The organism is Psychrobacter sp. JCM 18901 (assembly GCF_000586435.1).
Classification (GTDB): domain Bacteria; phylum Pseudomonadota; class Gammaproteobacteria; order Pseudomonadales; family Moraxellaceae; genus Psychrobacter.
This window is the reverse complement of the sequence record NZ_BAWH01000002.1, coordinates 90,141-106,984: the sequence shown is the minus strand read 5'-3', so window position 1 is coordinate 106,984 and position 16,844 is coordinate 90,141. Positions and strand designations below refer to the sequence as shown.

At 43.7% G+C, this 16,844-nt stretch carries 16 protein-coding genes and 5 pseudogenes; 10 read left to right on the top strand and 11 right to left on the bottom strand.

Features of this window, described 5'->3' with window-relative positions; genetic code table 11:
• Positions 1–27: 27 nt before the first annotated feature.
• The 3 genes and pseudogenes from TT11_RS03150 to TT11_RS03140 form a co-directional block, all read right to left on the bottom strand.
• On the bottom strand, positions 28–186 hold the full coding sequence (locus tag TT11_RS03150) for a hypothetical protein (RefSeq protein WP_261869050.1): 159 nt from the start codon (positions 184–186) through the stop codon (positions 28–30).
• Positions 150–1,484, bottom strand: a complete 1,335-nt coding sequence (locus TT11_RS03145) for a diguanylate cyclase (protein WP_261869049.1) — start codon at positions 1,482–1,484, stop codon at positions 150–152. Before TT11_RS03145 ends, TT11_RS03150 begins: the two co-directional genes overlap by 37 nt.
• Before the next feature lie 292 nt (positions 1,485–1,776).
• Positions 1,777–2,659: pseudogene (locus tag TT11_RS03140) on the bottom strand (PHP domain-containing protein).
• 291 nt (positions 2,660–2,950) lie between these two features.
• Between TT11_RS03140 and ispZ the strand changes: the two are divergent.
• The 9 genes and pseudogenes from ispZ to TT11_RS03110 all read left to right on the top strand — a co-directional run bounded on the left by ispZ (position 2,951) and on the right by TT11_RS03110 (position 7,832).
• A pseudogene (gene ispZ, locus TT11_RS03135) lies at positions 2,951–3,503 on the top strand (septation protein IspZ).
• A gap of 105 nt (positions 3,504–3,608) precedes the next feature.
• Positions 3,609–3,935 (top strand): YciI family protein, encoded by a 327-nt coding sequence (locus TT11_RS03130; RefSeq protein ID WP_057761353.1) that lies wholly within the window; start codon positions 3,609–3,611, stop codon positions 3,933–3,935.
• A gap of 56 nt (positions 3,936–3,991) precedes the next feature.
• Complete coding sequence (locus TT11_RS03125) at positions 3,992–4,381, top strand: hypothetical protein (protein WP_261869048.1); 390 nt, start codon at positions 3,992–3,994, stop codon at positions 4,379–4,381.
• Positions 4,382–4,505: 124 nt separating this feature from the next.
• Positions 4,506–5,201 carry a tRNA (5-methylaminomethyl-2-thiouridine)(34)-methyltransferase MnmD gene (gene mnmD / locus TT11_RS16955; RefSeq protein ID WP_370587765.1) on the top strand — a complete coding sequence of 232 codons (696 nt, stop codon included), beginning with the start codon at positions 4,506–4,508 and terminating at the stop codon, positions 5,199–5,201.
• A pseudogene (locus TT11_RS16950) lies at positions 5,170–5,241 on the top strand (hypothetical protein); the annotation flags it as partial. The gene mnmD and the pseudogene TT11_RS16950, both read left to right, overlap by 32 nt.
• Before the next feature lie 57 nt (positions 5,242–5,298).
• Positions 5,299–5,781, top strand: a complete 483-nt coding sequence (locus TT11_RS16945) for an FAD-dependent oxidoreductase (RefSeq protein WP_370587764.1) — start codon at positions 5,299–5,301, stop codon at positions 5,779–5,781.
• A gap of 113 nt (positions 5,782–5,894) precedes the next feature.
• Positions 5,895–6,569: an FAD-dependent oxidoreductase gene (locus TT11_RS16940; protein ID WP_370587763.1), complete on the top strand. Its 675-nt coding sequence runs from the start codon at positions 5,895–5,897 to the stop codon at positions 6,567–6,569.
• A gap of 101 nt (positions 6,570–6,670) precedes the next feature.
• Complete coding sequence (locus tag TT11_RS03115; RefSeq protein ID WP_261869047.1) at positions 6,671–7,105, top strand: secondary thiamine-phosphate synthase enzyme YjbQ; 435 nt, start codon at positions 6,671–6,673, stop codon at positions 7,103–7,105.
• 82 nt (positions 7,106–7,187) lie between these two features.
• Positions 7,188–7,832 carry a hypothetical protein gene (locus TT11_RS03110; RefSeq protein WP_261869046.1) on the top strand — a complete coding sequence of 215 codons (645 nt, stop codon included), beginning with the start codon at positions 7,188–7,190 and terminating at the stop codon, positions 7,830–7,832.
• A gap of 150 nt (positions 7,833–7,982) precedes the next feature.
• Here the strand turns inward: TT11_RS03110 and TT11_RS03105 are convergent.
• From TT11_RS03105 to ffh, 7 genes and pseudogenes are all read right to left on the bottom strand, one after another.
• Positions 7,983–8,661: pseudogene (locus tag TT11_RS03105) on the bottom strand (DUF4112 domain-containing protein).
• A complete protein-coding gene (gene ubiA, locus TT11_RS03100) occupies positions 8,654–9,571 on the bottom strand; it encodes a 4-hydroxybenzoate octaprenyltransferase (protein ID WP_261869045.1) in 918 nt (305 codons plus the stop codon). The pseudogene TT11_RS03105 and the gene ubiA overlap by 8 nt, the downstream one beginning before the upstream one ends.
• 129 nt (positions 9,572–9,700) lie before the next feature.
• Positions 9,701–9,943 carry a hypothetical protein gene (locus TT11_RS03095; RefSeq protein ID WP_261869044.1) on the bottom strand — a complete coding sequence of 81 codons (243 nt, stop codon included), beginning with the start codon at positions 9,941–9,943 and terminating at the stop codon, positions 9,701–9,703.
• 91 nt (positions 9,944–10,034) lie between these two features.
• Positions 10,035–10,934 carry a class I SAM-dependent methyltransferase gene (locus TT11_RS03090; protein ID WP_261869043.1) on the bottom strand — a complete coding sequence of 300 codons (900 nt, stop codon included), beginning with the start codon at positions 10,932–10,934 and terminating at the stop codon, positions 10,035–10,037.
• Positions 10,935–11,000: 66 nt separating this feature from the next.
• Positions 11,001–11,843: an undecaprenyl-diphosphate phosphatase gene (locus TT11_RS03085; protein ID WP_201570570.1), complete on the bottom strand. Its 843-nt coding sequence runs from the start codon at positions 11,841–11,843 to the stop codon at positions 11,001–11,003.
• A gap of 142 nt (positions 11,844–11,985) precedes the next feature.
• Positions 11,986–12,686 (bottom strand): annotated as a pseudogene (gene tsaB, locus TT11_RS16935) (tRNA (adenosine(37)-N6)-threonylcarbamoyltransferase complex dimerization subunit type 1 TsaB).
• Between the two features lie 270 nt (positions 12,687–12,956).
• Entirely contained in the window at positions 12,957–14,501 is a 1,545-nt protein-coding gene (gene ffh, locus TT11_RS03070) for a signal recognition particle protein (protein ID WP_261869041.1), read from the bottom strand.
• A gap of 452 nt (positions 14,502–14,953) precedes the next feature.
• On the opposite strand from ffh, the gene TT11_RS03065 reads away from it, so the two are divergent.
• The gene (locus TT11_RS03065; RefSeq protein WP_370587768.1) at positions 14,954–15,718 is read left to right on the top strand and encodes an inner membrane protein YpjD; all 765 of its coding nucleotides are present in this window, start codon (positions 14,954–14,956) and stop codon (positions 15,716–15,718) included.
• 86 nt (positions 15,719–15,804) lie between these two features.
• On the opposite strand, the gene purU is transcribed toward TT11_RS03065, so the two are convergent.
• On the bottom strand, positions 15,805–16,725 hold the full coding sequence (gene purU / locus TT11_RS03060) for a formyltetrahydrofolate deformylase (RefSeq protein WP_227670811.1): 921 nt from the start codon (positions 16,723–16,725) through the stop codon (positions 15,805–15,807).
• Between the last annotated feature and the right edge of the window lie 119 nt (positions 16,726–16,844).

The window sequence follows — 16,844 nt, the reverse complement described above, 5'->3', positions numbered from 1 at the left end:
TGTTTATTAATGGCTGATCGTTAATGACTAACAGCTTTTATAGAGCCATTGCTTACCGCCTTCTTTTTCGGCCCACATCTCATTTGCACTGACAACTTGATTGCGACCACGGTGCTTGGCTTCATATAAGGCTTTATCCGCTATGCTAATCAGACGTTGGCAGATATCACTAGGCAGCTTTTGCATTGAGGCGATTTTGCTTTCCGCGCGCTGAGTAGCAATTGGTTGATAAGAGGTGACGTTTGAGCGACAGTCTTTTGCTGTGTGATCGTTTTGTAGCCTTGCGCAATACAATCTCGCTCTTCATGAGTTAAGGTATATAACCCAAAGCTTGCTGTCACATTAAAATCAGCCAGACCTTCAATCTTCATGACATGCTCAGCAATATTTAGCCGTAATTGCTCAGCTATCACCATAGCACTATCATGCTTCGTGTCTGGTAGTACAACCAAAAACTCTTCGCCGCCGTAGCGACTAACGATCGACTCATCTGTTAATGACTGCGATAGCGTCTGTGAGATTTCAATCAGAACCTGATCACCTACATCGTGACCATAGTTATCGTTAATCTGTTTGAACCAATCCAAATCTAACAGCATGACGCTTAAGTCTTGATATTCTCGCACAGTAGCCAAGGCATACTTCATCTTTTTCAGACCGTAGCGACGATTTTTAAGCTGGGTAAGCTCGTCCTGATTGGCATGTCGTAAGGTCTCAAACCGACTATCATCTAATACCAATAGCAAAGCACGGAACATATAGACTATAAAAATTGCTTTCGGCAGCGCTAAATATAAGTGCGTCGACCGCCAAAAAAATGCGGATGATCGCTGTAGCTCGCTGATACTATCCCAATTTAAGACGTTGTTTTCAAAAGCTAACGCAGCCACCGCATTTTCAGCGGCCATAATCTCGTTATAAGTTAGATAGTTATGACTCTCAAGCATGGGATGAATAACGGTAAACTGGCGTAAATTGGGCAAACTGATACCAAAGTAAGGTGACATGATCGCTAATAGCATCAAGATAATATGCAGCCAAAACATACGCCAAGCATAGCGGCGCCTGATCAACATCATACCTAGCATAGCAGCGCCGACGAGCGACACGCCTGCAAACAGACTGCTGTACCCTATCATCACAATAACAGTAGAAATGTAGGCGGTGTAAACCAAAACCAAAGCTATCTGCCATCGACTTAAAACAATTTCATTGTCATTGCTCGAATGAAATAAGCCTTTTACCATGCATAAAAAGAACAGTCCAACAAAGCTAATCCCAAGCCATAATGGATATAAATAATGTATGTTCACATAGGTGTTTAACGCATCTTGCTGCCACCAGACATACAAGCACCAGAACCAATGCAATGACACTTCTAACACGATAAATAAGGCCATCAGCGATGTTCGGTCAGCAGCCTGCCACTCAAAAATCATTTTAGAGATTTTGTTGTAACCTAGATGGGATATCGATACAGCCATAGAAGGGCTACCGCAGAGAGTATAAATGCATTAAAGGTGTAAATGCGTTGAATATATAAGCGCTAAAATCAGAGTGAAAGCATATTATCCGCTCTGAAATTTTCATATCAAGTGTTACAAGTTCTTGCCTTATTATCAATCTATTTTACGCATTTATTTCCCAATAATTTCTCTATGAATGCAATTTTGTTTACTTACCCATTCTTAGCCTTATTCATCATGATAAATGAGGCCCTATCGCTATTGAAAACAACCTTATTAGAAGTAACTGTAACAAGGTAAATCCTACTCACTAAGCAAGCGTTGCAAAAGACTCCCAAACCCCTTGCTGATCATCATTCAAAATAGGAACATCGCCCAAACGTCGCCAAGGCATGTTACTACCATGAAAGTCACTACCAATAGATGCCGCAAGACCATGCTCAGCAATGCTACGGTCGACCATTCTGCGGGTACTAATCGGCTCGCTAGTGGCTGGCAGTTCACAAGCATCGCCACCAAGCTGCGCAAACTCTTCGACCAGTTTACGCACGCGTGTCGCTGATAGTTGATATCGCGTGGGGTGTGCGAGCACCGCTTTGCCGCCGCAAGCATGAATCAGCTCGATACCATGCTGCATCGTTAACGCCTCGATTGCTACATAAGCAGGTTTGTTATCTGCTAGGTACTTATCAAAGGCTTTTTGAACGGTTTTGACCTCACCGCGCTCAAACAATACCTGTCCAATATGGGCGCGCCCGACTGCTTGTGGGTTACCGCCTGCTTTATCGAGCACTGCTTGCCATAGCTCATCATAATTAATATCTAATAATTCACTCAATTTTTCGGCGATACGTTGACCACGAGTGGCTCGACTGTCTTGCAGTTGCTGCAACGTTGCATGCATTTTTTTCGCGATCCGTAAAGTCCAGTCCAAGTACGTGAATAATTTTATTGGTAGACTTATTCTTTCCGTAACCACCGCTTAATGTATGTTCACAGCTGATTTCAACACCATTAATAATCTGCATATCGCAGGCACTGGCAGCGTCTCTCGCCTCGTCAATCCCCGCCAGCGTGTCATGGTCAGTCAATGCCAATACGTTGATGCCCGCTGCATGGGCACGCTGTATGACCTCGGTCGGTGCGTAGGTACCATCTGAACAAGTACTGTGGCAATGTAAGTCAATTTTCATAAAGTAAGCCTTAAAGTATTAAATAAAATAAGAGTAGAATAAAAGCTAGTGAGCAGACAGTCATTGTTACGATTATGTGCGTTGTAGTTTGTCTTGATGATTCTGTAGATTTAGCAGTTATCGGTGCTGGATTTGTGTTTATATTTGGCCAGTGGCATGGTCATCAGCCGCAATAAGAAAGTATTACTCTGTAGGTTGCGTATATCGCATGATTATCGTGTTGATTGCTTTTTTTTGGTGCGGTAGACGTGTAAACTACCCCATACGTTTTTGTTGGACATACCCTTTGCTATGAAAGCATTATTAGACTTTATTCCCTTAATTGCCTTTTTTATCGCGGCGCGTTATAACGGTATTTTAGCAGCAGCAGGGGCTTTGCTCGTCGCCACTATTATCGTTTACGCCATTCATTTTATTCGTCAAAAAGGTAAGTTTGATAAGCAGCAATGGGTTGTCTTATTATTAACGATTTTATTCTGCGGCGGCACATTACTGCTACGTGATGATATTTATCTGCGTTGGAAGTCGCCCATTATCAATGGTATTTTTGCGTTGACGCTATTCGTCAGTGCCGCTATTAATAAGCCATTGATGCAGCTTGCTATGAAAGAGGTATTTACCCTGACGCTTAGCGGCTGGAAAAAGCTGACCGTTGCTTGGGCGTTGTTTTTTTGCCCTAATGGCTGTACTACATTATATCACAGCGTTCACAATGTCAGATGAAGCATGGATCAACTTTAAGACCTATGGCTGGATTCCAATTATGCTGGTGTTTGTCGTGGCTCAATTTGCCGTGTTGAAAAAGCATCTCAACCCTGCCCTAACAGACAAAGCCACTAAATAGTTTCTGTTGCCTTGTCATAGCAGCAATCACTTTGTCGCTATGACGTTTATACTAAGCCCACATAAGCTCATCATTACTTTTTTTATTATTCACTAAGGAAGTCTCATGTCTTTATTTGCCATCATTGGTCATGACGTGGCTAATAGCAGTGCACAACGTCTGATCACTCGTACTGAACATATTGAACGCCTAAAAGCATTGCACCAAGAGGGACGCCTCGTTATCGCAGGTCCAACGCCTATCGAACATGGCAAAAGTGATATGTCAGGCAGCTTAATCATTGCGGATTTTGACTCTATCGAAGCGGCTCAAGCATGGGCAAACGATGAGCCTTACTTACGTGATGGCGTGTATAGTCATGTCGATATCAAACCATTTGTGCAAGCATTGCCAGCACCAACTGATAGCAACAATCAAGTAGCTGCATCGTGATCCAGAGAGTCTCTTTTTCACCTAACTGCTTCTACAAAAATGCCCTGATTGGTCTCATGTTAGTGACAGCCGTGTCGGCACAAGCTGCACCCACTGCGCCCATAACACCTGCTGTCGATGCAACCGATCCGACAGCAGTGCTGCCGTTGACTGGGCCAGTAGCGGCGCGCGCTTTGCCAACGAAAAACTCAGCGCTAGATATCAATGATACCTTGGCGGCACAGTTGCAACCATCTACTAAAGCATTGTCAGCTGCCAATCAAGAACTGCTTAGCCGTAATGCACAATTGCAGCGTCAAGTGAACGACTTACAGACTCAAGTAAATGTCTTGGTTTACGAAAGTAAAGGACAGTTGTTTCTATACGGTGCGTTTACCGTTCTGATCAGTCTATTAGTCGGTATTTTTGTCTCGTGGTTAGTATTTGTCCGTCGTGAGCGCTGGTAGCATATACTGTGCTCGCACTGACTTGCATTACTCTACTTGGCTGCGTCTGACCAAATGTCGATATCATTGATCCGTCACAGCTGATCGTTTAGCTACTGTTACTGATATTTCTAAGAAGTGCCTCATGTCTACCGCTAACCATCAAAACACTGAACACTTAAACGTTATCACACCTGCCAAGATTGACTGGCAAACGGATGATACTGGCAATATGGTGCCAGTATCAGGTGAGTTTGGGGATGTGTATTTTTCTCATGCGGATGGTTTGGCAGAGACCCGTCACGTGTTTCTAGAGCACAATCAGTTACCAGAGCGTTTAGCACACCTTGCACCAAAGCAATGCTTTACGATTGCTGAGCTAGGCTTCGGAACTGGGCTTAATCTACTAGCGACGTGGCAATTGTGGCGACAATTACGTGAAACCAATCCTCAATTAGCAACGGCTCGGCTGCACTTTATTACTACTGAAAAGTTTCCTATACCGCTAGCAGATCTGACGCAGATACTTGCGTTATGGGGTGAGCGCGCACCTGAGCTAATAGCATTTATTGAGCCACTTTTGGCTGAATATCCGCCCCTGATTGCAGGCTGTCATCGTTTAAGTTTTTCTTATGATAACTTAACCGTCGATATGTGGCTTGGTGATGCAGCAGAAAGTCTAAGCAAACTGGCATTAGACCTTTCTAACCAGCATACACCTTATATTGATGCTTGGTTTTTAGATGGTTTTGCGCCCTCTTGCAACAGTACCTTGTGGCTGATAGTATCTTTGCACAAATGCAGCGTCTATCACGCCTCATACGACTGCCGCTACTTATAGCTGTGCAGGTATCGTCAAGCGTGGACTAAGAGAGCATGGCTTTCACATTAAGAAAGTCAGAGGTTTTGGTCGAAAGCGAGAAATGCTAACAGCCATTATGACCAATGCGGAAACTAGTGACCTTACTAGCGATAATAAAAGTTGTGATAATAAAAGCCACGAGGCGAAGCAGCAAACGACTTATAGCACATTTGATAATACTGTCGTCATTGGTGCAGGCGTCTCAGGGTTGCTTACAGCTTGGTCGCTTGCCCATCGTGGTATTACCGTCACCTTATTAGATAAATCAGCGCCCTTGGCAGGCGCATCAGGTAATCCTAGAGCGTTACTTGCGCCCAAAATGACGCCGATTCACCATGTTGACGAGCATCTGCATACCATAGGCTATCTCCATAGCAGCAGACTCTATCAAGACCTCAATCAAACAGCCGTACAGCTTAATACAGCACCGGTACTTGAACTGATTGGTGCACTTGATTTACTCATAAAAGCCAATATCGGTACAGAACAAATTGCCGACTATCCTGATGAGATGGCGACCACTCTATCGCATGAGCAAGCACAGATACTAGTGGCCTAAAAGAGCAGAACTTATCAGAGAACTTATACTTAACTCAGTCTGGTCTGGTCAATCCACAAGCACTAAAAGACATCATACTGACTCATCCGCTCATTCACTTTCAGCAATTAGAAGTGACTAAAATCAACGAGACTGAGCAGCAAGTTCGTATCGAAGGTATCGATGGAAACCGTAACACTGTCACGATGACTGCTGATAATATCGTCATTTGCGCGGCTTTTGAAAGTCATCAATTGGATCAGCGTATTTTTGACTGTCGTAAAATTCGTGGGCAGTTGTCTTGGTTTACGCCTACGGTTGAGCAACTTGCAAAACTGCCTAAAATACCACTTAAATATAGTGGTTACTGTGCGCGGTTCAACGCACAGAGTGGAGATGATGAGTTAAATCCTGTAGTCGTTGACAAGCCGTATTTATTGCTCGGCGCAAGTTTTATCCGCAATGACACAAGTACTGACATACGTCTTGAAGAGCATCAAATTAGCCGAGACAAGCTCATCAATGCTATTCCTGAAATGGCATCTATCATTCCGGCAGATACAAGTCTGTGGCAGGGACGAGCTGGCATTCGCACTCAAACGCCTGATTACCATCCTATCGTTGGACAATTGGCAAACAGTCAGCGAATATGGACAATGAGTGCGATGGGCGCAAAAGGTTATGCATTGGCACCTATTTGTGCTGAAGCATTAGCAGATATCATGCTAGGGTCATTCGCACCACTGTCAGAGATGATGCTCGCACGCCTATCGCCCATTCGTACACGTCTACAGACGCCGCTTGTTTAAGAATAAATGGCTCTTGTGTAAATAACAGCAACGATTTCCATAGTTCATACTGTCTTATGATATCTTAATTTGATGTCGATTCTAATAATGAGATATACCCCATGAGCTATTACCAAACCACCCTTACTCTACCCGCCTATGCGCGCGGCATTCATATCATTACTCCGAAGGTTGAAAAAGCGATTTCTCAGCTGCTACCTCACTCTGCCAAGGTAGGGTTGGTCCATCTGTTTTTGCTGCATACGTCAGCCAGTCTTGCAATCAATGAAAATGCTGATTCAGATGTTAGACTAGATACAGAGGATTGGCTTAATAAAATCGCACCAGAAGACCAGCCAGAGTATCGCCATACCTTAGAAGGCTCAGACGACCTGCCAGCGCATCTCAAAAGCATGATGCTTGGAGTAAGCTTGACTATACCGCTTGTCGATGGTGAGTTAGGACTGGGTATGTGGCAAGGGATTTACTTATGTGAGCATAGAAACCTGCAAGAATATGGCGGACAGCGTAAGCTGGTGATTACGGTAAATACGTAATAAGATACTGTCAATAAATAGCAGGTTAACCCTTGCAAATTATCCCATTTACGTAGAGCGCCATTAACGGATAAAGCTGATTATGAGTATTTCTCTCTCAAAAACACTAAACTTACGAAAATCTAAACTGCTTTATCGTACGGCTCCTGCTATTTTCTTCAGTCTGTTGCTACTGACTGCTTGTCAAAAAGATCCAGAACCTAAAGCAACTGATACAACTACAGCTGAAACCTCAACGCAAACCACGCCAGTAACGACCAATATCAATGTTGATGAAGCGGAAGATAGCAATGCAGATGACGCTAAAAATGTAGCGCAGACCGATACTGATTCAGAACGTGATATGAGCTTAACGGAGTTAGATAAAGATCTTGGTGTTACTACATCTACGGCAAATGATAGCGCTGAAAAACCTAATCCAGAACAAGCTATCAAAGGCGCACAAATCACTGATGTCCGTTATAAAAGTGCCGCAGGTGAGAGTTTATCTGTGGTCTTTGAGACCTCAGCAGCTGGTATGCTTAACGCTATCATTACTCGTCCCAACCAGCCAAAAATGACATTGAGCGCACCAGAAGGTCAAGGCAATAATCCTACCTATCAATCAGCTGACGATAGTATCCAACTCGTCAGTCATGCTGGTGGTGGCACTATCGATCTTATCCGAAACAATAAAGTGACTAGCTTTGATGCCGTTAGTGCTGAAGCAGAAGTCATCACTGAATAAAATCTGAGGCGACCTTTGTTTCAACACTCTATTTAAAACCATAAAAAAGGCGGCAAACGTTATTATCGTTGCCGCCTTTTTCGTTTCTGCGTATTGCTCTGTACTGACTTGTCTCTACTGAGCTGTCTAATGAGTGATGAGTGATTGTATTTAACCAAACCCAGTCGATTGCCCAAACATCCCGATCAACCAGCTTATCACTGTCCACAATCCCCAACCGACAAATACAATGACTAGCAGTCCAAGAAAATCAGGGATATGCAGATATAACCAAGCAACGATTGGATTGCGCCAAAAAAAACCCAAAACGGCTTTGCTGTTGCTTGTCTTCTAATGACTGGTGCAAAAACGGTCGATCCATATGCATGGTTTCGGTAATACCATACTCATGGTGTAGATGCTCGTGCACGATACCCAGGGTCTTACGGCTAGGGCGAATGAAAATATCTAATAGCGTACCAATGCCAGGTACGATACCAACGACCATATCAATAACTGCCAATCTAACCGCTGGCGTCATTTTATGAGCGGGCACACCTAACTGACGCCCTAATATAAATGCATAACTGGTCAATGCCAATCCTGCCAAATCTCCTGCTAGTGGAATGGTCGAAAGCGCCGCATCCGCACCCATTCCTTGCTTAGTAAAAGGCACTCGCACCAGCGAATCCATGGTATTAGCAAATTTTGCTAGCTTACGCTCAGTTGCGATAACTTGCTCACGAGTCAGACCATGTTCGGCAAGTTTAGCTTGATAGTCCGTAACTGACGCATTCGTATCAGACAGTTTCTTTGATTTGAACCTCGGCAATTTATCGAACTTATCCATTTAGCGTCGTCCATATGCAAGTAACTGCGATGAGCGCAAAGACATAGCGCCCTACCCAGATATTAGCCAAGAACGCCTGAAAGCAAGCCAAAGGGTTACGGCTGGCACAAGCGCTGTTTTGTTTGGCAAACATCATCGCAACTAGCGCCAATCCAAATACTGGGGTTACGCCAAATGTGGTCGGGGCAAAGTAATGCCACATAACCACGCCCATCATTAGCAAAAATAGCATCTGTAATATCGAGATGATAATCACGTCATAACGACCGAATAGTATCGCTGTTGATTTCACGCCAATCTTTAAGTCATCCTCACGGTCAGCCATCGCGTACTGCGTATCATAGGCCACTGTCCAACACATATAAGCTAAAAATAGCAGCCAACACCAGATATCGGGAGCGCCTTGCACCGCCACATAAGACATCGGTATCGCCCATCCAAAAGCAGCTGCTAAAAATACTTGCGGCAGATGGGTATAGCGTTTCATAAATGGATAAATAAACGCCAATACAACGGCACCAAGCGACCAATAGAACACAGCTATGGGCAAGAAAAGTAGCAAACTAGCACTTAACAGCACCAGTACCAAAAATGCAGCGACGGCTTCTTTACCAGATAAGCGTCCATCTGCTAGTGGGCGACCTTTAGTGCGAGTCACATGACCATCTACTTTTCGATCAGCAAAGTCGTTAATCGCACAACCAGCCGCTCGCATAAATATTGCACCAAGGGCAAATATCGCGAACACCTTGATACTTGGCAACGCTGCCGTCATTCCTTGCTGCTGCGCCTGACCCATTGCAGCGAGTAGTATGCCCCATAATGTTGGCCATAAGAGCAGCTCAATGCCGACTGGCTTATCAAAACGGGTTAGCTGGATGTAGGCTTGTAGCTTGTCTTTAAATGTCATGGCTTTTTTTATCGTTAATTAAATACTTTTTATATGTGCTTATATATTTAGCTCAAAACAACTAAATTAATTTTTGAAGGGGCTGGTTGCTTAGTTTTTATGGACTAATTACTAAGTTTAATGGTCTGGCTACTGAATTTGTTGCCATAATTTATTCGCTTCGATCAGTGATAGCTCAGGATATTGCTTGCGTAATGCTTTCAGCGCTAGAACTTTGTCTTTTTGTCCTGCTTGTTGACGTAAAAATGCCAGTTGCTCTTGTGGATTGCTCAGCTCTTTTAACCGTGCCTCAAGCCGAAGAATGCGAGTACGCAGCATGATATTAATCAACAGTAAAACTGCACCCATAACCCAAATGATTAACGCTGACATTCCTTGCTCCTAAATCCATTAATTCTGAACACATAAGCTGATTAATTGCGTACATTTATAATCGTACATTCTTTACCGCAAACAGCAACTGTCAGACAAAATACCCATCAAAGCGTACGGCTTCATTATGCCAGCTTTCACTAGCTGGCTCATCAGCAAGCAGCGGTGCAAACTGTGGACGCTTTACGATCACGCGACCTTGGCCTTGCATACTTTGTTTAACAACAGCCTGCGCACTACTTAGCAGCTGTCGCTCTTCATCTGATGTTGGTGGACGAGCCAGTTGGTGCAGTGCTTGCATATGCTTACCGACTTTTGCCCCTTTGCCTGTCTTGCTATCTTGATAGCTATCCTCTGGAAACATCGGATCCAAATAGACGACATCGATTGCAATAGCGTTATCGGCTACGGTACCAGCCTCTAGATTCGCAAAATAACTGAGTGCATCAGCATTGATAATATGTAGACGGCTCATGAGCTTTTGCCAATTGGGTAGCGCACTCATACGCTGCTGCTCTACAAGTAACAGCAATGCCATCAATGGCTGCTGCTCAAGCATAGTGACTTGTGCACCAGTACTGGCCAATATCAAACTATCATGCCCAAAGCCAGCGGTTGCATCAATAACGTGACTATCTGATGTGATTTTGGCCGCTTGTAATAGCAGCTCAGACTTACGGCCAGCACTCACTACACGGCTCTGCAACTTGTCCCACTCAGGTGCCACACTGAGCCCATCACTTAACCATGATAGCTTGTCTTTATCATCTAATAATAAAATAGGCTGAGTAGATGCTTGGCTCAACTGCTGACGACGCTTTTGAGTTAACTTCTCTGTAGCGACCTCGATATCTAAGATAATTGGTAATGTATGCTCAGCTATCAATGACTGTAAACGCTCAACCTGTGCTTGCTGGCTGTCATTGACGTAGAATAACTGACAATGTACAACAGCACCTGTTTCGTCATACGTTTGGGGCACATCGGTCATAACCATCATCCTATTTGCTGCTTATTTTCACTATAAATTACTGCCGTGTTAAATCATAACGCAAATCTAGCCAGCCATTTGATAACCAAAGCCCCAAGCGGCGACTAGCACGATAACACCCGTGATAATGCGCAACCAAGCAAAAATAGTAAAGTCGCGGCGACTTACCCATGCCACGAGCAAGCGAATACAAAGTAGCGCCACCACAAATGACACGATGGTTCCGATACCTAGCACCAGCCAGTCTTCACTGTTGGTCAATACGTCACCATGTTTGAGCAAATCCAACAATGCCGCGCCTACAATGACAGGAATACCCAAAAAGAAAGAAAATTCAGCAGAAGCCTTACGTGAGACACCTAACCACAGCGCACCAATAATAGTGGCGCCCGAACGTGACGTCCCTGGTATAAGAGCTAAACATTGGAATAGCCCAATCATTAACGCAGTTTTTATGCTGACATCTTCCGCTTCTTCTGCAATGACCGTTTTAGGACGCTTTTCCACGTAAAATATCAGTAGACCGCCGATGATAAGCATAATGGCAACGACGATAGGATTAAACAAATAAGCTTTGATTTCATCGGCAAAGGTAAAACCAACAATCATCACAGGAATAGTAGAAACAATCAGACTCAGTCCCAGTTGTCTAGGATTGGTCATGCCTTCTGCTTTGCCAGTCAGTAAGCCCATCAACGCTTGCCACAATCTACCCCAATAGTCATAAATCACTGCCAAAATAGCGCCAAGCTGCACAACAACAACAAATAAATCAACTTTTTCTTTAGTCCAGAAACCCATCACATCTGCTGATAAGATCAAATATCCCGTACTAGAAATGGGTAAAAACTCAGTGATACCTTCAACGATACCCATGATGACAGCTTGAACGAATAAAACTATATCCACAGTGACTTTCCTAGAAACAGACTGGCCTAAAAAAACTGGCCTAAAAACAGACCGATTGGCTGTCCTATATTAACGTTGACTTTATATGGGTATGCGCTTGCTAAACACTAAAAAGCTGGCTGCAAAAAGTATATTTATAAAGCTATGCTTTGCCTTGCTCTTTAAGTGTTTTCCAAGCTTGATTACGTAGATATTTTGGTAATGCCTGTGACGCTTCTGTACCACCATCGTTTGCAAACTGGGCAATACCAAGCTGCCCAATGACAACAGCATCTGGCCAAACATCTTCATGGCAGTCTTGCTGATCATGTCGTGCCAATAGCGGCGCGCCATTACCAACGATAGGCAGGTTGAGCTCTGTTTGGCTATCATAATCTAATAGCTGCTCAGTGCTATCGCTACCAGCAGCCAAGACTGGCTGCATAATGCTTTGACCTAATTGGTCGTCAGTTACCAACTCATACTGTCCAAAGTAGACTTGCTGCATACGAGCATCAAGGCGCTGTATAGATGTGTCAGCCCATACTTCTGATACGCGCATTGTGCGATTGCTTGCAGGCTTGAGACGCTAACACAAGGCAAGTCATGCGCTACAGATAGAGCCTGTACCACTGCCGTATTGATGCGGATACCACTAAACGCACCCGGCCCGCGATTGAATATTAAAGCCTGTATATCAGCGAGACGTAACTGCGCCTCAGACAATGCAGCATCAATCATCGGTAAAATCTGTTGAGTCTGCTGACGCTTACCTGTTTCGGTATGGCTCGATAGTACCTGTCCACTCGAATCTAAAATCGCGATCGAACACTGGTCGAACACGGTATCCATTGCTAAAAACATCACAACCTCGGCTTTTACTTTTGGCGTTCTAAATTGATTTGTCAGATTTTAATAATTTTTAATAACGATCTATCATTCATGCACTATAAGAATACTGACAGAATGAAGCAGCGCCTATCATAGCATTTAGGGTACACGAATTTTATTAATTTCTATATTTTTCACACTTTATCCATCAGTGTTTATCTGCAACTGCTAACGATAAAAAGCCCCAAAGCTTCGTTGGCTTTGGGGCTTTGATCAAACTTCTTAAAAATAATTAATTGTTATCTAAAAACGGGTTTTGAACTTCTTTGGTGCTTGGTTTTGCATTTCTTGCATTTGCTTTTGCATCTCTTCAGTGCTTGGCATATTGTTTGGATCCAGTCCCATTTGCTTGGCCATTTGTTCTGGATTCACGTCTTTAGCGCCACCTTGCTGACCGCCGCCAAACAATGGACCGCCGCCACCTGCTCCACCGCCGCCACCCATGAGCCCTTGCATAGACTTCATCATTTTACTGATGCCTTCAGGCTTTGAGATCATTTTCATCATTTTTGCCATTTGCTTGTGTTGCTTGAGCAAGCGGTTAACATCTTGAATCTCACGCCCTGAACCTGCAGCGATACGGCGCTTACGACTTGGGTTAATCTTGTCAGGATTTTTACGCTCAAACGGCGTCATTGAATTGATCAATGCTTCCATTTCACGTACTTTTTCTTCTGGTTTGGCATCTTCGACGGCTTTTTGCATGTCTGAGCCGCCCATACCTGGCATCTTATCTAAGAAGCCTGCCATACCGCCCATGCTCTTCATCTGCTGAAACTGAGTCAATAGATCCTCAAGGTCGAAGTCACCGCCCTTTTGCATCTTTTTCGCCATTTTTTCGGCTTTATCACGGTCAATCTTTTGCTCAACTTCTTCGACTAGACTCAGTACGTCACCCATACCAAGGATACGCTGCGCGATACGCTCAGGGTGGAACAGCTCTAGCTCGTCTAGTTTTTCACCGCGGCCCAAGAACTTAATTGGCTTACCGGTGATAGCGCGTACAGAAAGCGCCGCACCGCCGCGAGCATCACCATCAGTTTTGGTTAAGATAACACCCGTCAATGGCAATGCATCATTAAAGGCTTTTGCGGTATTGGCGGCATCTTGACCAGTCATGGCATCGACGACAAATAGCGTCTCAGATGGGTTAACCGCAGCAGTTAGCGCCTTAATCTCATCCATCATGGTATCGTCGATATGTAGACGACCCGCGGTATCAATGATCAGAATATCTTGATATTGGATTTTGGCTTCTTCTATCGCACGCTTTGCGATATCAATTGGATTCTCATCTGTGCTTGAGTTCACAAACTTAGCATTCACCTGACCGGCTACTTGCTCAAGCTGTTTGATAGCCGCTGGACGATAAACGTCAGCAGAGACTAGCATCACTTTTTTCTTTTGACGCTCTTGTAGATATTTGGCCAACTTACCTGCTGTAGTCGTTTTACCCGCACCTTGTAAACCTGCTAGCAAATAAACAACAGGCGGCTTACCTGTCATCTCTAACTGCTGATTGGCGCTGCCCATCATTTCGGTCAGCTCGTCGTGTACGATTTTGACAAAGGCTTGACCTGGCGCTAACTCTTTTAGCACCTCAGCACCAAGCGCTTGTTCTTTTACGCGTTTTACAAAATCACGAGTAACAGGTAGTGCTACATCGGCTTCTAACAACGCCATACGCACTTCACGCAGCGTGTCTTTGATATTGTCTTCGGTCAACTGTCCGGTACCGACGATGTTACGTAGGCTCGACGATAAGCGTTCTGTTAAGGTATCAAACATAAATAACTCTCAATTAAAATGGTTTTCAATTAAATAATACGCAATTAAAATAACTCTAAATCAAACCATTAAAATGGTTCGTAAATAATATTAGGATACGCTATAAGATATTAGGATATTGCATGACAAGGGACATGATAAAAGAATTATATTATCAATACTATAGCATTAACATGGCTCAAAACTTATAGTCGTTTCGCAAAGGACACAGCGCTTATAATTGCAGTCAACTTTTTACAGATGATATACTTTATGTTTTGCGCTATGCAGCACTGCCGATCATTTATAAGTTATAAGCAAGATGGTGCTCAATTGGCACCCATTTTATGATAAATTGGACGATTATTCTAATCATTCTGATAATACCACTTTAGCGACACATTGAGCGGCAGTTTATGCTCAGTATAAGATGAGGCTTTTTATCTGTGCACTTTGCATTCTTACTTGCTAGCATGGCTTATATCTTAGTCAGCATCCATATTGGTTGGGCGCTGGCTCAGGACAAACCTATCCACAAAAGCCTCAGTTTGGGCTTGTTGCTGGTCGGCATGGCTGCACATGCAGCACTGCTATATCCATATGTTGTGACGCTGTATGGTTTGAATTTCAACTTATTTAATATCATCAGTCTGACCAGTTTATTTTTCTTATTCTTTTATCTGCTGTTCTGTTTATATCGCCCTATTCTTAGTCTTGGTATTTTGGCTGCACCCACTGCGCTAATAGGTATGACGGTCGGTTATGTCGGCCGTGCCCCTTATCAACCATTGACTGATGTCAGTATCGGGCTTGAAATCCATATCATATTATCATTGGCTGCCTATTGTGTGCTGCTGATGGCTGCGGTACAAGCGCTATTTCTACGGCTACAAATACGTGAGCTCAAGCATCATACCATTCACCGCTTTTGGGTCAATAAGCTACCCTCCTTACAAAGTATGGAGAGTTTATTATTCGATATGCTCTTGGTAGGCTTTGTATTGCTCAGTATCGCACTGGGGATTGGGTTTATCTATGTGCAAGACTTAATGGCGCAACATATCGTGCATAAGACTGTTTTTAGTCTACTGTCATGGTTATTATTTGGTGTGCTACTATTCGGTAACTGGCGTGCAGGCTGGCGAGGCAAACGTGCGGCCAATATCACTATTTATGCTTTTATCCTATTAGCCATTGGCTTTGTTGGTAGCAAGTTCGTCTTAGAAATGCTCCTATAAAATATATGTTCAGAAAAAGGCGGTCAGCAACACTAGTTACGGACCGCCTTTTTTTATATTTTTAGCAGACTCACTACTGATTTTTCTTAGTTAAATACGACTGTCTTATTACCCGCCACAATCACACGGTTTTGCACATGCCAGTTTACAGCACGTGCTAATACGTTGCGTTCGATATCACGGCCGATAGCACGCAATTCTGTCACCCCTTGGCGATGCGTCACACGGTGTACATCTTGCTCGATGATAGGCCCTTGATCAAGCTCAGCTGTGACATAATGCGCAGTTGCGCCGATAAGCTTAACGCCTTTATCGTAAGCTTGACGATAAGGATCTGCGCCCACAAACGCCGGCAAGAAAGAATGATGGATATTAATAATCTGCATCGGCCAGCGCTTGACAAAATCTGATGACAATATCTGCATATAGCGCGCCAATACTAGCAAGTCGTTACCTGCCATTAACTTATGAATCTGCTCTTCTGCCTCTGCCTTATTGTCTTTGGTCACTGGCACATGATGGAAAGTAATGCCAAAATTCTGTACTGCTTGCTTTAAATCAGGATGGTTGCTGACCACGCAAGTAATCTCGCAATCGAGCAGTCCACGCTGATGTCGCCATAATAGATCTAACAACGCATGATCAAATTTAGATACCAAAATACCGACTTTGGTCTTCGTTGCATTATTATGTAGGCGCCAATCCATATCGTGACGCTTGGCAACCGTATGCGCAAAGCTGGCTTCAAAATTCTCGATAATATCGCTTAATCCTGCCAAGGCAAACTCTAAACGCATAAAATATTGACCGCCTTCATGCGCCGTTGAATACTGATCAAGCGTAATGATATTAGCACCATAACGATGAATAAATTCAGAGACTGCCTGTACGATACCTGCCTGATCTTTGCATTTGATGAGCAACGTGGCTGTATCGATAGCACTAGGTGTCTGTTTGCTCTGAGAAGCTATGGTCGATAATGAAACCGTTTTAGTGTTGTCTGACATAATTCGCCCAATTAAAAATGAAACGTGCTGCTTACTTTGAATATGGTTAGCAGCATAGGAAACTGACTATTCTAATCGCTTTTGCAAAAATTTGCTGATTGAGTTGCTTGTATTTAATT

What these genes read in the sequence shown, in the direction of transcription:
- TT11_RS03150 (WP_261869050.1), bottom strand. Translation starts at nt 186, where the DNA reads ATGCAAAAGCTGCCTAGTGATATCTGCCAACGTCTGATTAGCATAGCG.
- TT11_RS03145 (WP_261869049.1), bottom strand. Translation starts at nt 1,484, where the DNA reads ATGGCTGTATCGATATCCCATCTAGGTTACAACAAAATCTCTAAAATG.
- TT11_RS03130 (WP_057761353.1), top strand. Translation starts at nt 3,609, where the DNA reads ATGTCTTTATTTGCCATCATTGGTCATGACGTGGCTAATAGCAGTGCA.
- TT11_RS03125 (WP_261869048.1), top strand. Translation starts at nt 3,992, where the DNA reads ATGTTAGTGACAGCCGTGTCGGCACAAGCTGCACCCACTGCGCCCATA.
- mnmD (WP_370587765.1), top strand. Translation starts at nt 4,506, where the DNA reads ATGTCTACCGCTAACCATCAAAACACTGAACACTTAAACGTTATCACA.
- TT11_RS16945 (WP_370587764.1), top strand. Translation starts at nt 5,299, where the DNA reads ATGACCAATGCGGAAACTAGTGACCTTACTAGCGATAATAAAAGTTGT.
- TT11_RS03115 (WP_261869047.1), top strand. Translation starts at nt 6,671, where the DNA reads ATGAGCTATTACCAAACCACCCTTACTCTACCCGCCTATGCGCGCGGC.
- TT11_RS03110 (WP_261869046.1), top strand. Translation starts at nt 7,188, where the DNA reads ATGAGTATTTCTCTCTCAAAAACACTAAACTTACGAAAATCTAAACTG.
- ubiA (WP_261869045.1), bottom strand. Translation starts at nt 9,571, where the DNA reads ATGACATTTAAAGACAAGCTACAAGCCTACATCCAGCTAACCCGTTTT.
- TT11_RS03095 (WP_261869044.1), bottom strand. Translation starts at nt 9,943, where the DNA reads ATGTCAGCGTTAATCATTTGGGTTATGGGTGCAGTTTTACTGTTGATT.
- TT11_RS03090 (WP_261869043.1), bottom strand. Translation starts at nt 10,934, where the DNA reads ATGACCGATGTGCCCCAAACGTATGACGAAACAGGTGCTGTTGTACAT.
- ffh (WP_261869041.1), bottom strand. Translation starts at nt 14,501, where the DNA reads ATGTTTGATACCTTAACAGAACGCTTATCGTCGAGCCTACGTAACATC.
- TT11_RS03065 (WP_370587768.1), top strand. Translation starts at nt 14,954, where the DNA reads ATGGCTTATATCTTAGTCAGCATCCATATTGGTTGGGCGCTGGCTCAG.
- purU (WP_227670811.1), bottom strand. Translation starts at nt 16,725, where the DNA reads ATGTCAGACAACACTAAAACGGTTTCATTATCGACCATAGCTTCTCAG.